Raw genomic sequence first — 15,883 nt, forward strand, 5'->3', positions numbered from 1 at the left:
ACCAAGAGCGGACAGCAAACGACAGCTTGCTGGCGAGTTTATAAATGGGTGATGAACACCAGCTTATAGATGGTGTCCATAAACGGTATCCATAGGCGAGTGTGGTAGCTTATTTATGTATCAATAAAAACGACGTTGACGCTAATAAATCAAATGATAGTGTCAAATATTTACAGACTATCACTCCCATAAGGACATAACGAAAAGCGCCGTTGTTACACTTTATTATGCAATAAAGTACGATAATTATATAACGCTATGTTGTAATCTTTACTTACAACTTTGTCTATGCAAGCTTACTAGATGATGACCACAATAACTAGCGCATAATGCATGGATTTGGTATGTAAAAACGGTGTAATTGAAACCACTTTTGTGTGCAGCTATTAAACTGCTATCTTATGAGGGAATTCACTGGTGCGTTCTATTTGTCATGACAATTGATGTTATACTAAAGCAATTATTTTAAGCTTTTCAATATAGTTAAGTGTATTTGTACGCATTTATTTTTGTCGTTGGCACAGACACTATAACTGATAAGGCAGAGTCCAGATCCTCTTGTATCGTTGTCATCTAGACTACTATAAACGCTAATTTTAAGATGGCGCGACTATTCGGGACAGCGGGCATAGCGAGTAAAATTTTACATATTGTCTTAACGCTTATGCCAGATTTAGACTCTTTATATCCACTCAATATTCGAGCGTGATAGTTTAGAGCGAAGTTTTGAATGTATTTAGGACTTATTTTAAACCAATAAAAATTCACCACATTTTAATAATATATCGATAGGAACAATAACAATGTCAAAAGACACTGATAACCCAAACTCTAACCCCTCAAACGAAACTAGCAAGACCAATAAATCACAAGATACTGTCACGTTTGCTTTAGCCCAATCACATTTTTTGGTAGGTGATATCGCAACCAACGTCGAAAAAATGCGAACCCTTGCATTACAAGCTCGCGAACAAGGGGCTGACGTCATTGTATTCCCAGAGCTGGCTTTGCTCGGCTACCCTCCGCAAGACTTATTGCTACGACCAAGCTTATCAGGCCGCGTCAAAAGCGCCCTATCTACCCTGAGTGATATCGACGATATCGTTATGATTGTCGGCTATCCGCATGTCGATCATCACGGTACGTTTAACTCTGCCGCTATCTTGCACAACGGTCATCAAAAAGGCTTTTATCATAAGCAAATTTTGCCAAATTATGGCGTGTTTGATGAGCGTCGTTATTTTGATAAAGGTCGTAACCAAGTTTTGTTTGACTATAAAGGCATTACTATAGGTCTACTCATCTGCGAAGACCTATGGGAAAAGTCACCTATCGCCGAACTCAAGAAACAAGGTGCTGACCTCATTGTTAGCTTAAACGCCTCACCTTTTGAAATCGAAAAACAAGACAACCGCAAGGCCATGCTTGCCAAGCGTAGCCGCGAAAACAATCTACCTATCGTCTATGTCAACGCTGTTGGCGGTCAAGATGACCTGGTGTTTGATGGCGGTTCTATGACCATACAAGCAAATGGTAGCGTGGCCCATGAAGCACCGCGCTTTATGAATCAACTATTATTATCCACTTTAGATGTAAAGACTGCCAAATTTGACAGCCAAGCCAAAGCACCGCTAACACTAAGTCGCGAGTCAGAGATGTATCAAGCATTAGTCGTCGGTCTGCGCGACTATGTCAATCATTCTGGCTTCTCTGGCATTATCGTTGGATTATCAGGTGGTATCGATTCGGCACTGACGCTTTGTATCGCTGTTGATGCACTAGGCGCTGACAAAGTCTACGCGGTCATGATGCCATATGAGTACACCTCTCAGATCAGTTTAGAAGATGCACAGGCTCAAGCGCGTCGCTTGAATGTCTCTTATACCGTATGTCCTATTTTCGATGCTGTTGAAGGTATCCGTCATACATTGGCCCCATTGTTCAATAAATCACCGGCTGACACTACTGAAGAGAATATCCAAGCCCGTGCTCGCGGTGTCGTACTGATGGCACTGTCTAACAAGTTTGGTCATCTGGTCATCACGACAGGTAACAAATCAGAGTTAGCCGTTGGTTACTCAACCTTATATGGTGATATGGCAGGTGGATTTGATGTCTTAAAAGACGTGTACAAATCACAAGTCTATAAATTGGCAAGCTATCGCAATCGTTTAGAAGACACCCCCGTCATTCCTGAGCGCGTTATCACTCGCCCGCCATCAGCTGAACTGCGTCCCGATCAAAAAGATCAAGACAGCTTGCCTGATTATGATGTATTAGACAGTATTTTAATGTCATATATCGATGAAGACATGGGCTATCAGGAAATTGTCGATAAAGGTTTCGACGCTGACATGGTGGCAAAAGTCATCAAGATGGTAGACAACAGCGAATACAAACGCTTGCAGTCTCCTATTGGTACGAAAATTACCCACAAGGCTTTTGGACGTGAGCGTCGTTATCCATTAGTCAATAAATGGTCAATAAAAGGCTAAATATTGCATCCCTAGCAACTTCTAAAATGTAGAAATTGCTAGGGGCTAGTTAGCTGGTTTTACACAGTCCTGAATTATACGATTAGCTGGGTGCTTGCCCAGCTTTTTTGGTTTCTATATATCAACAATCTTCATAAATAACGATTTTCTTTTATACCCTCCCACCGATTATTTCTTTTTTCGAGTACGTCATGAGTTTGCTAACCGCTAGTGTGTTTCTTCTTTTACTGCTTGCCTTGAGTGCCTGTGTTTCTGCTACTGAGATTGCCATTGCCGCTGGACGCAAAATAAAACTCCAAATTATGGCAAAAGAAGGAGACGTCCGTGCCTTTGATGTTCTCAAAATGCAGGAGCACCCTGGTAGTTTTATTACTGTCGTGCAGGTGGTGCTAAATGCAGTGGCTATCTCTGCGGGTGCCGTGGGTGAATCAGCCATTAGCCCTTATCTTGAGCAGTTATTAGGTAGCGAGGCAGTAGCATCAGTCATATCATTTGTGCTCATCACCAGCTTGTTTTCTTTACTTGCCGATTTGATGCCTAGACGTTTGGCAATGTCGAATGCTGAGACGTTAGCCGTACGACTGGTACGCCCAATGATATTATTAATCTTTGTATTAAGACCAGTCATATGGGTATTTGATGGCGCTGCAAATATTTTGTTTAGATTTCTGGGTATCTCAACCATACGTCAAGATGATATGACCCCAGAAGATATCTATGCCGTCATGGATGCTGGTGCCGAAGCTGGTGTGCTAAAAAAACAAGAACATCACCTCATAGAAAATATCTTTGATATGCAAGAGCGTACTGTCACCTCAGTTATGAACCCACGCGAAAACATCGTTTATTTTGATACCAATACCAGTACCGAAGAGGTGGTAAAAATCATGATTGCACAGCCACACAACAAGTTCTTGGTCTGTCATGATGATGATTTAGAGCATATCGTCGGCTATGTAGAGTCACGCAGCTTTTTGGCATTGGTGCTAAACCAGCAAGAGGTTAGCGTCACCAATAAAACCTTGTTAAAACCCGCTCTGTTTGTGCCTGATACATTGTCTTTGTTTGAAGTATTAGAGATGTTCAAATCTACTGGCGCTGACTTTGCGGTTATCGTCAATGAATATGGGCTCGTGGTTGGTGTCATCACGCTCAAGGATGTGATGAGTATTGTGATGGGTGAGCTTGTGACGCTTGAGGAGCAACCGATCGTTCAGCGTACTGATAACTCATGGCTCATCGATGGTATGACACCTATCGAAGACGTGATTCGCGCCTTAGATATCGTTGACTTACCACGCAGCGAGAACTATGAAACTATTAGCGGCTTTATGATGTATATGCTCCGAAAAATTCCAAAAAAGACCGATACTATTGAGTATGCCAATTATCGATTTGAGATTATTGCGACTGATAATCTCAAAATCACTCAAATGTTAGTAACCAAGTTAGAAGAGGCTACTTAATTGCTAAATGAGTAAGTTTTTATTCAATCAGACGAGTACACAAACTTTGAGAGTGCATACTCATTTTATAGCTTTCATAAAACGAGTCAATAGCTCAAACGAAGAAGTATAGCCAATAGCAATAGTATCAAAACATTCCCAAGCGACTCAGAATAACTTGACAGCGATTAAACCATTCTGAGTCTGCTTACTATTCAGCTTAAGGGACACGCCCTAGTCTCGCGCCCCAAAGATAGCCGTACCGACGCGCACCATGGTAGAGCCATTGTCTATTGCCTCTGCCATATCACCGCTCATCCCCATGCTAAGCGTATCCCAAGCCTTTAACTCTGGGTAGTTGATTTTGACCTCTTCAAACAGAGCTTTGGTTCTAGCAAAGGCATTTGTGTCTGTTTTGGCAGGGATAATCATCAAACCGCGTAACTGTAGACGCTCGTATCCTTGAATCGCTGTGATCAGTTCTGGTAGTTGTTCTGGTAAGCAGCCTGATTTGCTATCCTCGTTATCGATATTAAGTTGTATCAGTACATTCAATGGCGCTAGATCAGCTGGACGCTGATCATTCAAGCGTTTAGCGATAATATCGCGCTCAAGAGTCTGTACCCAATCGAAATGCTCTGCAATATCACGCGTCTTGTTACGCTGGATACTACCGATATAATGCCACACAACCTTGTCACCTTCAGACTGTGACTTTAGCGAATTGATTTTCTCGATAGCTTCTTGCAGGTAGTTTTCACCAAAATCTCGCTGTCCTTGCTTGGCTAAAGCTGCCACCATATTAGCAGGTTTGGTTTTCGAAACCGCTAGCAAGGTCGTATGATTGGCAGATCTGTCTGCATGATCGGCTGATTGTTCATAAACTTGAGTCATTTGTGTTTTTACTTGCTGCCAATTATCAATCAACATTTGATTATCAATATTGCAGTTTGTCTTTGTCGTATTTGTCATATATCAGGCTCTCGTTTTTTTTAGTTTTTTAATAGTCTGTGCAGAAAATCTTTATTATGAATAATAAATAAGATAATTAAATCTCACCAATAAAATAAATCACTTATTTTTTATATGTAAATTGAGCCTAAAAATAATTAATTTTATATTTTATTCAGGAGTGGATGGTTAAATACTCACAGTCTTGTTATGATATTGTTACATGCATTAACATATGCTACTAAATATGATAGCAGTCATAAAGACTGCGCACCGGTTGACTCATAAATATCACATGCTTGTATAGAGCAACTGATCTATAGTTTATCACGTGCTCTCACGCTCTTTTGTCTTACGCTGACTGATTGATAGGAATATCGAATTATGGCTGAAAAAAACGCTTTAAGTATTGAAGATTTGCTACGTTTTACCGTAAAACACAAGGCATCAGATTTACATATTTCAGCAGGTATGCCTGCGATGATTCGTACCGATGGTGAAATGACCCGTATCAATATGCCTGCGATGACTCACCAAATGGTTCATCAACTCATTTATGACATTATGAATGACAAGCAGCGTGCTGACTTTGAAGAGTTTTTTGAAACAGATTTTTCTTTCGAAATCCCCAATTTAGCTCGTTTTCGGGTAAATGCTTTTAATCAAAACCGCGGTGCTGGTGCTGTCTTTCGTACGATTCCATCCAAAGTTTTGACGATGGAAGACTTGGGAATGGGAGATGTTTTCAGACGTGTTTCAGACTTCAAACGCGGCGTAGTATTGGTAACCGGTCCAACAGGCTCGGGTAAATCAACGACGCTTGCAGCGATGATTGACTATATCAATGAAAGCCGTAAAGAGCATATTTTAACGATTGAGGATCCGATTGAATTTGTTCATGAGTCAAAGAAAAGCCTGATCAACCAGCGTGAAGTGCACCGTGACACATTGGGTTTTGAGCCAGCATTGCGTTCAGCACTACGAGAAGATCCAGACGTAATCTTGGTCGGTGAGCTACGTGACCTTGAGACTATCCGTTTGGCACTGACAGCAGCAGAAACAGGTCACTTAGTGTTCGGTACGTTGCACACCAGCTCAGCTGCCAAAACGATTGACCGTGTCATTGATGTTTTTCCTGCTGCTGAAAAAGATATGATTCGTGCCATGCTATCGGAGTCGCTGCAGGCCGTGATTTCACAGACACTGTTGCGTCGTCAAGCCGGTGGCCGTGTGGCAGCTCATGAAATCATGCTAGGGACGCCAGCTATTCGTAACTTGATACGCGAAAACAAAATTGCTCAGATGTATTCTGCCATTCAAACGGGTGCAGGTGAAGGTATGATCACGCTCGATCAAACCCTAAAGAATTTGGTAGGCAAAGGCACAATTAGTAAAGATGTGGCTCGTCCTTATGCTAAGCAACCTGAGGCATTTTTATAATACAATTTAAGCCAAACAAAAGGAGTAATACTGGCTAGGTTTTATTGGTTTTTGTTTATAGTTTTTAAAATATAACTTCAAATAATATTTAATCTACTTACATCAAATGCAGGTACGATATGGACATTGATAAATTATTGCAATTAATGATTAATAAAAATGGTTCTGACCTTTTTATTACTGCTGATGTAGCACCTTCCATGAAAGTAAATGGAAAAATTTTGCCTGTGGGCAAAACCCCTTTAAGTGCTGATCAAACAATGACATTGGTTAAAGGAGTAATGACACCAAGCCAACAACAAGAATTTAAAGAAACGAACGAGTGTCAATTTGCGATCACTGATGAAGCACAGCAAGCACGATTTCGAGTCAGTGCATTTATACAGCGCGATATGGCAGGAATGATTCTACGGAAAATTGAAAATAAAATTCCTACGGTCGAAGAGCTACGCCTACCACCAGCGCTCAAAGAGCTATCCATGAAAAAGCGCGGTATCATCTTACTGGTAGGCGCGACGGGTACAGGTAAATCCACTACCCTTGCAGCGATGATAGGACATCGCAATCAGCACTCGCATGGCCATATTATTACGATTGAAGACCCTATCGAGTTTGTGCACAAACATCGTGGCTGTATCATTACTCAGCGTGAAGTCGGTATTGATACCCACTCCTTTGAAGCTGGTCTAAAGAACACGCTACGCCAAGCACCAGATGTTATCTTGATCGGTGAGATTCGTAACCGTGAGGTCATGAGCTATGCGATTCAATATGCAGAGACAGGACATTTAGTGTTTGCCACCTTGCATGCCAACAATGCCAATCAGGCCATTGACCGTATCATTCATTTCTTTGAAACCAGTCGCCATAATCAGCTCTTTATGGACTTATCCTTGAACCTACAAGCCATTATCGCTCAGCAACTCATTCCAACCCCTGACGGCAGAGGACGCCGCGCGGCTATTGAAATCTTATTGAACTCTCAGCTGATCAGTGACTATATTCGTAAAGGTGAGGTACACGAGATCAAAGATGTCATGACGCGCTCAAGAGACAGCGGTATGCAAACCTTTGATCAGGCATTATTTGACTTGTATGAACAAGGGGAGATTACTTATAAAGAAGCCATTCTCCATGCTGACTCTCCTAATGACTTGCGCCTCAAAATCAAACTTAGCAGCAAAAATGGTAAGGCCAATTTAGATGAAGGTGCTGATAGCCTGTCGTTAGATGTCAGTTAGACAGTCAATTTTGCCATAGTATGATAGTGAAATAACTAAAAAAGCCCCCGTTACTGATACGAGGGCTTTTTGATATAAATATGCTGATAACGAGCCAAAAGATTATGAAACCATAAAGCCCTTACTTTGCACTGTCTCTGCAAGCTTGGTCGGCACAGATACCATATAACACCAGCGAGTGACCTGATAGCTTGAAGCCGTGCGTCTCTGCTACTTTGAGCTGCTCTTCCTCGATCACCTCATTGTGGAATTCGATAATCTTGCCACAAACATCACAAACCAGATGATCATGATGCTCTTCTTGGGTGATTTCAAACACTGACAGATTGTTTTCGAAGTTATGACGCTCAACAATACCTGCTTGCTCAAACTGAGTCAGCACACGATAAACTGTTGCCAGACCAACATCTTCACCTTGTTCGATCAGCGCTTTATATACTTCTTCTGCACTCATATGATGCAGTTCTGCACTCTCTAATAGTTCTAGAATTTTGATGCGCGGTAGCGTGACCTTTAATCCTGCTCTGCGTAAATCTTGATTGGTAAAAGAAGCCATAATATCCCTTCTGACTGTGACAGTCTTAGCAAATTAAAAACTAAAAAATAGGAGACGAATAATCGTTAATGATTATTTTTTTTGAATATAAGTGATTTTAATATTATAAAAACAGCGCTACTGAGGCGAATCTCTTGCTTATTGTTTTTTCGATGACACCATGCAAGCGCATGAATTTAAAATATAAATAATAAAATCGCTCAGGTAGTGTTTGGTAAATAATGTCGTAAGTGGTAGGCAATTGCAAGTAAATGACGTATCATTTGTCCAAGATTGTCGGTCAGACTTGCATCATCTAACGTTGGCCGCGCCTAATTCATTTCTTATGAGTCATCTTACCATGATAAAGACATTAAATTTTCGTCCGTTGAGCCATGCCAGTGTATTACGCAAAATTGTCATGACCAGCATGCTTAGCGCTACTGTCGCTATGTCTGGCTGCTCATTATTGAGTGTTTATAAGATTGATTTGCCACAAGGCACAGCGATTACTCAAGTACAAGCACAAAAACTAAAAGTAGGCATGAACCAAAACCAAGTGCTCTATATTCTTGGTAGCCCTGCGATCCGAGATACCCTTGAGCCTAAGCGCTGGGATTATATCTACGATTATAAAGCAGGCACAGAAGGTAGCCGCAAAGGTATTGCTGATGTCAAAAATGCCAGCCAGCACTTAGTGGTTTACTTCGATGACAATGGCTTGGTCACGCGTATCGAAGGTATCGAGAGCTTACCAGCATCATAGTCAGTAAGATTATGCGATTTAACTAAAGCTATAAGTTCTAACTGCCAATCATTTATCCGCGAGATTTATTTTTGCGCTGAGACATTGGATCAGCGCTCAAACTGCGATACACCTCAATACGGTCAAAAGGCTGTAATACGTAACTGAGCGGCTGTTTTTGTGCATAGATACCTACATGCCAACGTTTAGCCGTTGGCGTAGCCACATCTTTGACTTGCTCACACCACTCTGCTAATTCTGCAAACTTCTCTAACCATCCTGCTTGATTCAGTGCGTCGTATAGACTGGTTCCAGATATGACTTTTAATGCCAAGTAATGCTGACGCTGCTCATTTTCAGCATACGCCAGATATACCGTCGTTAGCTTGGACTCAACAGATTGCAGCGTACTATTACTATTGGTATTCCCCGTTAGCTCAGCCACTGCATCACCCAACCTATCAGTGCTAGCAGTAATGCTAATGGCACCACCAGACGTATTGCTATGCGCCACAAGTTATAGAACGCTTCACTGCTAAAGTTCAATGACTTACGTAGATGACTGATTTTCATCTGCCAACCTGCAAATATCGATAATAATAATACAGCGATACTACTAACTATCACTAAGATACCTACCAACCATTGGGTTGGAATGGCAACTACCAATAGCAACGCTAAAGCAAAAGTCATTATTAAGCTGACTAACAGTCCAAATTTATGCGTTAATTGCTGTGTGCTGTAATGTAATAGGTAGCTTGCCACGAACAGTACCCCGACCCAATATGATAGCTGGCCAATCGGAGGTAATGACATACCACTGATAAACAAGGCTACGACACCCACCATTAACTGTAATATCCAAATCGGTAATACCAATTTCGTTGCACGGTAATGACGAGCGGCAGCTCTACTTTGTGCTTGCCGATCGCTGGTTTCTACTGCTGTGACTGTTTGTTTGCTAACCAAATTCTGAGCGAACCAGTATAGCCCTGTACCTGCACCGACACTGACCAATGCAAGTGCCACTGCGCGCGCCCACTCCGCCAAGCTGATATCCGTCATAGCAAAACCAGCATTTGGCACACCATTTGCGACACCCAGTACCAGCCCGACTACCATCAGTCCTAGTCCAATGTGTAATGGTGCCACGCCTAATAAACTTAGTAAGACAGCAATAACCATCAACCCAGCAGCAACAGCAAAGCTTGGTATATTGGGTACACTATTTAGCTCAGTAAGCGCGCCTAATATACCAGTGCTGGCACCTGATATGATCAATGCTGCGATCACAATAGAGACCAATGCCGCAAGCCAACCAAAGCTTCGCCATATTGGGCTTGCATCAGCTTCACGAGTCAGCTTTTGCATACCAGCTAGCGGCCCCTCTACACTGCGGTAGGCCAATGCAATCTCAGCATAAACCACTGGCAATGCAACGACTACCATTGCTAGCAGCCATAATAGCCAAAAATCAATCTCACCAATTGATGTTGGTGCAAACCAACGAAACAGGAGTAACGGTAACAGTGCCGCGATAAAATAAGAGGCATAACGGGTCATCATAATCTCAATCCAAACGATCTGATATCATCGACAAAAACTTGAGTAGCAGAAGAAGTCGCTATAAGGACTACGCATTGTAGACTAAGCGAATTTGATAAGGCTAATCATGCTTTTGGGTTTGATATAAAGTGAATAATGATAATTTGTAATTATACAGACCAATGATAGGCATCTGTAAAGGAGTTAAGCTTTTATTGCTTGTCTGATATAAGAGACAAACAGTTATAAAAAAACCCCGAAAACGGGGTTTAATAGTTCAGGCATAGTAGATACAAAATGCAGTACTTAGCCATTTTATCCACAAGTGGCTGTTACTAGTATGCATCAATGCGAGCCAATTAATGAATAGCACTCACGTAGTCTGACAAAATACGAATGTCACGATCTGATAGCTTCGATGCAACCGTTTGCATCATACCCATCTCACCTTCTTTGGCAGCATCATTGACTCGTTTTTGGTCATCGCTATCGATATCATCAACACGTCCCGCAGCACGGAATAGTTTTAGCTGAGTCGCAATATACTCAGCATGCTGTCCGCCTAGCTTTGGAAACGCAGCCCAAGTGTTACCTGCGGCATCTGGTCCATGACAACCGGCACAGCCAATGACACCGCGTGACTTATCACCGCCCAAAAACAACTTGGTTGCTTCTTGGTTGGTTGCAGGGTTACCGTAACCGACACCCCAAGGCGCTTGGGTAGCATAATAACCTGCCACGTCAGCCAGATCTTGCTGAGACAAGTTTGCCACCTGAGACTGCATGATACCGTTTTTGCGATAGCCTGCTTTAAAGTTGACCAACTGTTTGTATAGATACTTTACGTTTTGACCACCAAGGTTTGGCTGTGCAGGAACAACACTGACACCATTAAGACCATGACACGCAGCACAAACGGTTTCTGCAATTTTCTGACCTGCTTCGATATCATGCTCAGGAACAACAATAGCAGCTTGTACGCTGAAACTTGCAACGCATAAGCTGGCAGCAGCGATTAACTTTTTCATTGATACAAATCCTACTAGCTCGGCGTAAGCATTATCTAGAATGGTTGTATGGATGGGATACCCGATATAGCCGTCTCTTTAACAATGAGCATGGCGCATATTTTGAGGTATCGGACACAAGCAGTCTGAAAAGTACTTACTAATATCAGGGTTTATTTTCGATTATTATAGCAAGACTTTGTATCATTTGCCTACTTAATCATAGTATTCATCAGTTTTCTAACTGATACAGCCCAAAGCACCACACAAAAACAAAAAGCGCATCAAGGCCACAAGACCAGCGCTTTGTTTCATATACTTGGGCTTAATTTATAAGCTGACTACTGACTCATATACTCGATGAGTTTTCGATAGTCATCATCACTACAGGTGTCACAGAGACCACCTGCTGGCATCTGCGTCATACCACCTTTAACAGACTGAATAAGCGTCGGCATGCTTTTTTGTTCGATGAGCTGCTGCCACTTGGTACTATCGCCTTTTTTAATAGCATTTAATGCGCCACTATCATGGCAGGCTGCACATGAGTTATCATAGGTGGTGGCTATGTTAGTAACGTCAGCCGCACTTGCACTGCTAATTATGGCAATGCTCAAAAAGAATGCAGCACCACTAGCGGTCATAGCCGCATGACCTTTACTAAGAAGTTTATTGATTGAAAACATGGAGCACCTCCTCGTGATATTTCACGTGTCTCATCAATCGTTCTATTAAACGTCTTTCACTAAACATTGTAACAATATATGTCATGTAAACATAGCCAAATTGGATGTGGCTTTGTTAACGCCATCAACTTGTCTTATGAACCATTAACTTTAATGTTATTCTACTATTTATATGATGCTAATCGCAGTTATTTCAATAAGTAAGACAGGTAATGGTATAGAATAGCTGCCAATATAAAGTCGCAACTTTTATAGTGTATAACTAGTGATTTAGATTGAATTTATTGAGAGCAAATAGCTTTCATACATTACCTGCATTTCAGTACCAATTTAATATCCAAAAACTAACGTTTTATCACCGTATCCAATTTTTAAGATTAATGAGCCATTTATGAATACCCCGTTTACAGATGTTGCAGCCGAACATGCGCTGTTCAACACCAAGTCTCGTCAAAAAATTCAACAAACTGAATTTATGACATCAGCGCCTACTTTTAAGCTTTGTCCGCCTGATATGGGCTTAGAGGTCGCCTTTGCAGGTCGCTCGAACGCTGGTAAATCCTCGGCCATCAACGCTTTGACCAATCAGCGTCAACTGGCTCGTTCGTCTAAAACACCTGGACGTACGCAAATGATTAACTTTTTTAGTATCGGCGACACTGACAGACGATTGGTCGATTTGCCAGGTTATGGCTATGCCGCTGTACCACTTGAGATGAAAAAAGAATGGCAGGTTGAGCTAGAAGAGTATTTGGTATCACGATCAAGCCTGGCAGGATTGGTGCTGATGACAGATATTCGTCACCCCCTTAAGTTTTTTGATGAACAGATGCTGCATTGGGCAAAAGATGGCGAGCTGCCGGTACACATTCTATTGACGAAAGCAGATAAGCTGAAATACGGCGCTTCCAAAAACGCCCTACTCAATACGCGTAAAAGACTCAAAAAACTAGGCTTAAACTGTACTATTCAGTTATTCTCGGCGCTGAGAAAAGAAGGTCTTGATGAGCTGGCGGGTGTCATGGGCAACTGGTATGAGTATCAGCTCGATGCCGATAAAATCATTGAGTCTTCTTTTGCGTTATTAGAAGGTGCTGAACTAGAAGAAGCCATTGAAAAAGAAGGCACTCAAGAAGAAAAATAAATACGCTAGTTTTGAGTTGAAAAGGGTTTATCGATAATAACGATAAACCCTTTTTTATATAACTTCACAAGACTATTATTTAAGCACACAACAGCTCGGCCAATGCCTGCGGAGTATCAACCTGATAAGTAGGATTTTGTGCGGCGAGCTCCGCACTCGTTGCCGTACCATAGTTGACCGCTATACTGGTCATACCCAATGCCGTTGCCATCTGAATATCGTAGATACTGTCACCGATAAACACCGCTTTAGCGATCTCTTGCTGTGTATATTCCAAGATATCGGTCAACATCTGCGGATTAGGTTTTGAGCCGGATTCATCAGCACAGCGCGTCATCACAAAATAATGGTGACTCTTTGAGGCATCTAACACACGATCTAGCCCTTTTCTTTTTTTACCTGTTGCGACCGCAAGCTTTTTATTCTGCTGCTGCAAAGTCTGCAACATATTTTCTATTGGATCAAATAGCGGCGTCGCATGACTGTTGGCAATATAGTACTCTGCATAGGTTTGCTGAATGGCAAGCATTTGCGACTCGTTTGCCTGAGGATATAAAATCTCTATACCATTCATCAAACTCAAGCCAATGATGTCTTTAACCGCTTTATCAGTGGTTTCAAACCCGTGCGCCTCTCCCGCCACATGCATAGAATCAACGATTAAGCCGATTGAATCCATCAATGTGCCATCCCAATCAAAAATAATCAGTGTCTTATCAGAGAGATGATGCTCGTTTGCGGACTGAGTATTTTTGGCAAGATGTGTAGTTTTGGTTGTCATTGGTGCAGTCATGAATTTACCTTAACGAATAACAGTAATAGGAGATACGAAAACGTCACGGCGGCTTATTCATAAAAATAAGAGTTCGTGACGTTTTGGTGTTCTAGCAATGGCCTAATAGATCAAGCCGCAGTAATTTTCTTAAATTTACTCAGGCAACTGCGTGGTCTCTGGTAGCCAATCTGCCATATCGTCTGGCAGTGGCGCGGTGATAGTCTTATAGCCTGGGATATCTAGGCGCCACGCATGTAGACATAGGCGATGCACACCTGATTTATCATGGACATTGTATTTGTCATCGCCCAAGATAGCATGACCAATATGCGCCAAATGCACGCGAATCTGATGTGTACGTCCCGTCATTGGCTTGGCTTCGATGACGCTTACTGGCTGACCTGCCATCACAAAACGATCATGGACAATAATATCAGTCTGGCTTTCTTTTGCCTGCATATCTTGGCTGTCTACTTTGACTCGGCGTTCACCACTGGCTAGCGTATAACGTAGCAATGGCGCATCAATACGCTGCTCATTAAGTGCAGGTTGCCCTTTCGCTAGGCATAAATAATGCTTTTGAATGGTCTTATCGACCAAATGCTGCTGCAACACTTTTAGCGTTGAGCGTTTTTTAGAGATCATCAATAGCCCTGAGGTATCTTTGTCGATGCGATGTATCAGCTCTAGGTATTTTTTACCAGTCACTTCACGCATGGCTTCGATCACCCCAAAGTCCAAACCACTACCGCCATGCACAGCAATACCAGAGGGCTTATTAAGTACGATCAGCCCTTCGTCTTCATAGACCACACGTGCCAGCAAGCTCTTAGCAAACTCAGTGCTGATGATTGGTTTTTCGCGTGTCGCCAGCTCCACAGGAGCGATACGCACGACGTCTTCACGTTGTACTCTATCGTGGGCTTTGCAACGCTTATTATTGACGCGCACTTCATCTGAGCGAATCATTTTATAGATGTGCGGTTTTGGCAAACCCTTTAAGCGATTCAACAAAAAGTTATCCAAACGCTGATCATGTTGATGGCGTGTCACTTCAAGGTAGTTTACCTTACCAAAGTTACTAATCTCATCGTCAGCGCTTTGCGGGCGTGTTTTGCTATTAAAAATAGCAGGGGCTTCATGGGTAGGAGCGTCGTCAGTCATTTTTGAGTTTGTCATTTTTAGTTAGGTGTTTACACAAAGATTTGTTATAGTTTAGCATGTTGAGCGACAATTAAGCAGAGACTACGACAATAATCATTGTTGTTTCAGATAGCTGGTCACCGTTTTATTACTTTCCAGTGTTTACTGATTGCTAGTAAAGAGGTCTATGCTATTTACCTTGCTGATATTAGACGTTTGATCTGATTTAGGGCGCATTATTTACTTAAAGGTATTACTTACCAAATATCGCTCCATAAATTAAAAACACTGTATTGAATGTTATTCGATACCATAAAACAAATAGTGACACTAAACACCATCGCGTTCGTAAATATGACAACAAATCTATTTATCAACGGATGACGACACCACATTGACTCACTAACTGCATGACAACGACTTTACTTGATAACTATTTATTATTTAATGATTATTTATCTGATGGTCCTTTATGACAGCGTAGTTGAGCAAGTATGAGTAGTCTAGCGTTAGGATCGAAAAGTAACTCGATAGCTGCCGAAGTATTGGTGGTCAAACAGATGACGACAAAATGTAAATCCAATACCATGCTGATGAGCTGGCTCATTACTCTGTTTGCCAAGTACGCCCCGCTGATAACCACAGCCGCAACCCCTAACCTTGAGACACCCAAGATATTATTAACGACACACAAAGAACGATAAACAAAGAGTAACCAATCGCTTCACCTG

General features: G+C 41.9%; 15 protein-coding genes. 7 read left to right on the forward strand and 8 right to left on the reverse strand.

Going from position 1 to position 15,883, the window contains the following annotated elements:
* Positions 1-803: 803 nt before the first annotated feature.
* Together AC5JPO_RS07095 and paeA are read left to right on the forward strand one after the other, a co-directional pair.
* Positions 804-2,495: an NAD+ synthase gene (locus AC5JPO_RS07095; RefSeq protein ID WP_493853653.1), complete on the forward strand. Its 1,692-nt coding sequence runs from the start codon at positions 804-806 to the stop codon at positions 2,493-2,495.
* Between the two features lie 191 nt (positions 2,496-2,686).
* Positions 2,687-3,961, forward strand: coding sequence for a polyamine export protein PaeA (gene paeA, locus AC5JPO_RS07100; protein WP_493853654.1), 1,275 nt, complete (start codon positions 2,687-2,689; stop codon positions 3,959-3,961).
* A 213-nt stretch (positions 3,962-4,174) separates the two neighbouring features.
* On the opposite strand, the gene AC5JPO_RS07105 is transcribed toward paeA, so the two are convergent.
* Positions 4,175-4,912, reverse strand: coding sequence for a YggS family pyridoxal phosphate-dependent enzyme (locus AC5JPO_RS07105; protein WP_493853655.1), 738 nt, complete (start codon positions 4,910-4,912; stop codon positions 4,175-4,177).
* Positions 4,913-5,275: 363 nt separating this feature from the next.
* On the opposite strand from AC5JPO_RS07105, the gene AC5JPO_RS07110 reads away from it, so the two are divergent.
* Both AC5JPO_RS07110 and AC5JPO_RS07115 read left to right on the forward strand, forming a co-directional pair.
* Positions 5,276-6,331, forward strand: coding sequence for a type IV pilus twitching motility protein PilT (locus AC5JPO_RS07110; RefSeq protein ID WP_443525339.1), 1,056 nt, complete (start codon positions 5,276-5,278; stop codon positions 6,329-6,331).
* Between the two features lie 119 nt (positions 6,332-6,450).
* Complete coding sequence (locus AC5JPO_RS07115; RefSeq protein ID WP_443525337.1) at positions 6,451-7,572, forward strand: PilT/PilU family type 4a pilus ATPase; 1,122 nt, start codon at positions 6,451-6,453, stop codon at positions 7,570-7,572.
* A gap of 121 nt (positions 7,573-7,693) precedes the next feature.
* On the opposite strand, the gene fur is transcribed toward AC5JPO_RS07115, so the two are convergent.
* Complete coding sequence (fur, locus tag AC5JPO_RS07120) at positions 7,694-8,128, reverse strand: ferric iron uptake transcriptional regulator (protein ID WP_319051131.1); 435 nt, start codon at positions 8,126-8,128, stop codon at positions 7,694-7,696.
* A 325-nt stretch (positions 8,129-8,453) separates the two neighbouring features.
* Between fur and AC5JPO_RS07125 the strand changes: the two genes are divergently transcribed.
* Positions 8,454-8,873, forward strand: coding sequence for an outer membrane protein assembly factor BamE (locus AC5JPO_RS07125; protein ID WP_319051132.1), 420 nt, complete (start codon positions 8,454-8,456; stop codon positions 8,871-8,873).
* A gap of 52 nt (positions 8,874-8,925) precedes the next feature.
* Here the strand turns inward: AC5JPO_RS07125 and AC5JPO_RS07130 are convergent, their stop codons facing one another.
* The 4 genes from AC5JPO_RS07130 to AC5JPO_RS07145 all read right to left on the reverse strand — a co-directional run bounded on the left by AC5JPO_RS07130 (position 8,926) and on the right by AC5JPO_RS07145 (position 12,090).
* On the reverse strand, positions 8,926-9,297 hold the full coding sequence (locus AC5JPO_RS07130) for an RnfH family protein (RefSeq protein WP_493853656.1): 372 nt from the start codon (positions 9,295-9,297) through the stop codon (positions 8,926-8,928).
* The gene (locus tag AC5JPO_RS07135; RefSeq protein ID WP_493853657.1) at positions 9,285-10,418 is read right to left on the reverse strand and encodes a hypothetical protein; all 1,134 of its coding nucleotides are present in this window, start codon (positions 10,416-10,418) and stop codon (positions 9,285-9,287) included. Before AC5JPO_RS07135 ends, AC5JPO_RS07130 begins: the two co-directional genes overlap by 13 nt.
* A 338-nt stretch (positions 10,419-10,756) precedes the next feature.
* A complete protein-coding gene (locus AC5JPO_RS07140; RefSeq protein ID WP_319051135.1) occupies positions 10,757-11,425 on the reverse strand; it encodes a c-type cytochrome in 669 nt (222 codons plus the stop codon).
* A gap of 320 nt (positions 11,426-11,745) precedes the next feature.
* A complete protein-coding gene (locus tag AC5JPO_RS07145; RefSeq protein ID WP_319051136.1) occupies positions 11,746-12,090 on the reverse strand; it encodes a c-type cytochrome in 345 nt (114 codons plus the stop codon).
* Positions 12,091-12,481: 391 nt separating this feature from the next.
* Between AC5JPO_RS07145 and yihA the strand changes: the two genes are divergently transcribed.
* Positions 12,482-13,234 (forward strand): ribosome biogenesis GTP-binding protein YihA/YsxC, encoded by a 753-nt coding sequence (yihA, locus tag AC5JPO_RS07150; RefSeq protein WP_493853658.1) that lies wholly within the window; start codon positions 12,482-12,484, stop codon positions 13,232-13,234.
* 79 nt (positions 13,235-13,313) lie between these two features.
* Here the strand turns inward: yihA and AC5JPO_RS07155 are convergent, their stop codons facing one another.
* Both AC5JPO_RS07155 and AC5JPO_RS07160 read right to left on the reverse strand, forming a co-directional pair.
* Complete coding sequence (locus AC5JPO_RS07155) at positions 13,314-14,027, reverse strand: HAD-IA family hydrolase (protein ID WP_493853659.1); 714 nt, start codon at positions 14,025-14,027, stop codon at positions 13,314-13,316.
* A 135-nt stretch (positions 14,028-14,162) separates the two neighbouring features.
* Complete coding sequence (locus tag AC5JPO_RS07160) at positions 14,163-15,173, reverse strand: RluA family pseudouridine synthase (protein ID WP_493853660.1); 1,011 nt, start codon at positions 15,171-15,173, stop codon at positions 14,163-14,165.
* A gap of 473 nt (positions 15,174-15,646) precedes the next feature.
* On the opposite strand from AC5JPO_RS07160, the gene AC5JPO_RS07165 reads away from it, so the two are divergent.
* Positions 15,647-15,856 (forward strand): hypothetical protein, encoded by a 210-nt coding sequence (locus AC5JPO_RS07165; protein WP_493853661.1) that lies wholly within the window; start codon positions 15,647-15,649, stop codon positions 15,854-15,856.
* Positions 15,857-15,883: the final 27 nt, after the last annotated feature.

The sequence above is a fragment of the Psychrobacter sp. H25 genome, from assembly GCF_059076335.1.

Excerpts from the sequence above, each read along its gene's own strand:
- AC5JPO_RS07095 (WP_493853653.1), top strand. The coding sequence starts at position 804 with ATGTCAAAAGACACTGATAACCCAAACTCTAACCCCTCAAACGAAACT.
- AC5JPO_RS07125 (WP_319051132.1), top strand. The coding sequence starts at position 8,454 with ATGAGTCATCTTACCATGATAAAGACATTAAATTTTCGTCCGTTGAGC.
- AC5JPO_RS07165 (WP_493853661.1), top strand. The coding sequence starts at position 15,647 with ATGAGTAGTCTAGCGTTAGGATCGAAAAGTAACTCGATAGCTGCCGAA.
- AC5JPO_RS07110 (WP_443525339.1), top strand. The coding sequence starts at position 5,276 with ATGGCTGAAAAAAACGCTTTAAGTATTGAAGATTTGCTACGTTTTACC.
- paeA (WP_493853654.1), top strand. The coding sequence starts at position 2,687 with ATGAGTTTGCTAACCGCTAGTGTGTTTCTTCTTTTACTGCTTGCCTTG.
- AC5JPO_RS07140 (WP_319051135.1), bottom strand. The coding sequence starts at position 11,425 with ATGAAAAAGTTAATCGCTGCTGCCAGCTTATGCGTTGCAAGTTTCAGC.
- AC5JPO_RS07105 (WP_493853655.1), bottom strand. The coding sequence starts at position 4,912 with ATGACAAATACGACAAAGACAAACTGCAATATTGATAATCAAATGTTG.
- AC5JPO_RS07135 (WP_493853657.1), bottom strand. The coding sequence starts at position 10,418 with ATGATGACCCGTTATGCCTCTTATTTTATCGCGGCACTGTTACCGTTA.
- yihA (WP_493853658.1), top strand. The coding sequence starts at position 12,482 with ATGAATACCCCGTTTACAGATGTTGCAGCCGAACATGCGCTGTTCAAC.
- AC5JPO_RS07145 (WP_319051136.1), bottom strand. The coding sequence starts at position 12,090 with ATGTTTTCAATCAATAAACTTCTTAGTAAAGGTCATGCGGCTATGACC.
- fur (WP_319051131.1), bottom strand. The coding sequence starts at position 8,128 with ATGGCTTCTTTTACCAATCAAGATTTACGCAGAGCAGGATTAAAGGTC.
- AC5JPO_RS07115 (WP_443525337.1), top strand. The coding sequence starts at position 6,451 with ATGGACATTGATAAATTATTGCAATTAATGATTAATAAAAATGGTTCT.
- AC5JPO_RS07160 (WP_493853660.1), bottom strand. The coding sequence starts at position 15,173 with ATGACTGACGACGCTCCTACCCATGAAGCCCCTGCTATTTTTAATAGC.
- AC5JPO_RS07155 (WP_493853659.1), bottom strand. The coding sequence starts at position 14,027 with ATGACTGCACCAATGACAACCAAAACTACACATCTTGCCAAAAATACT.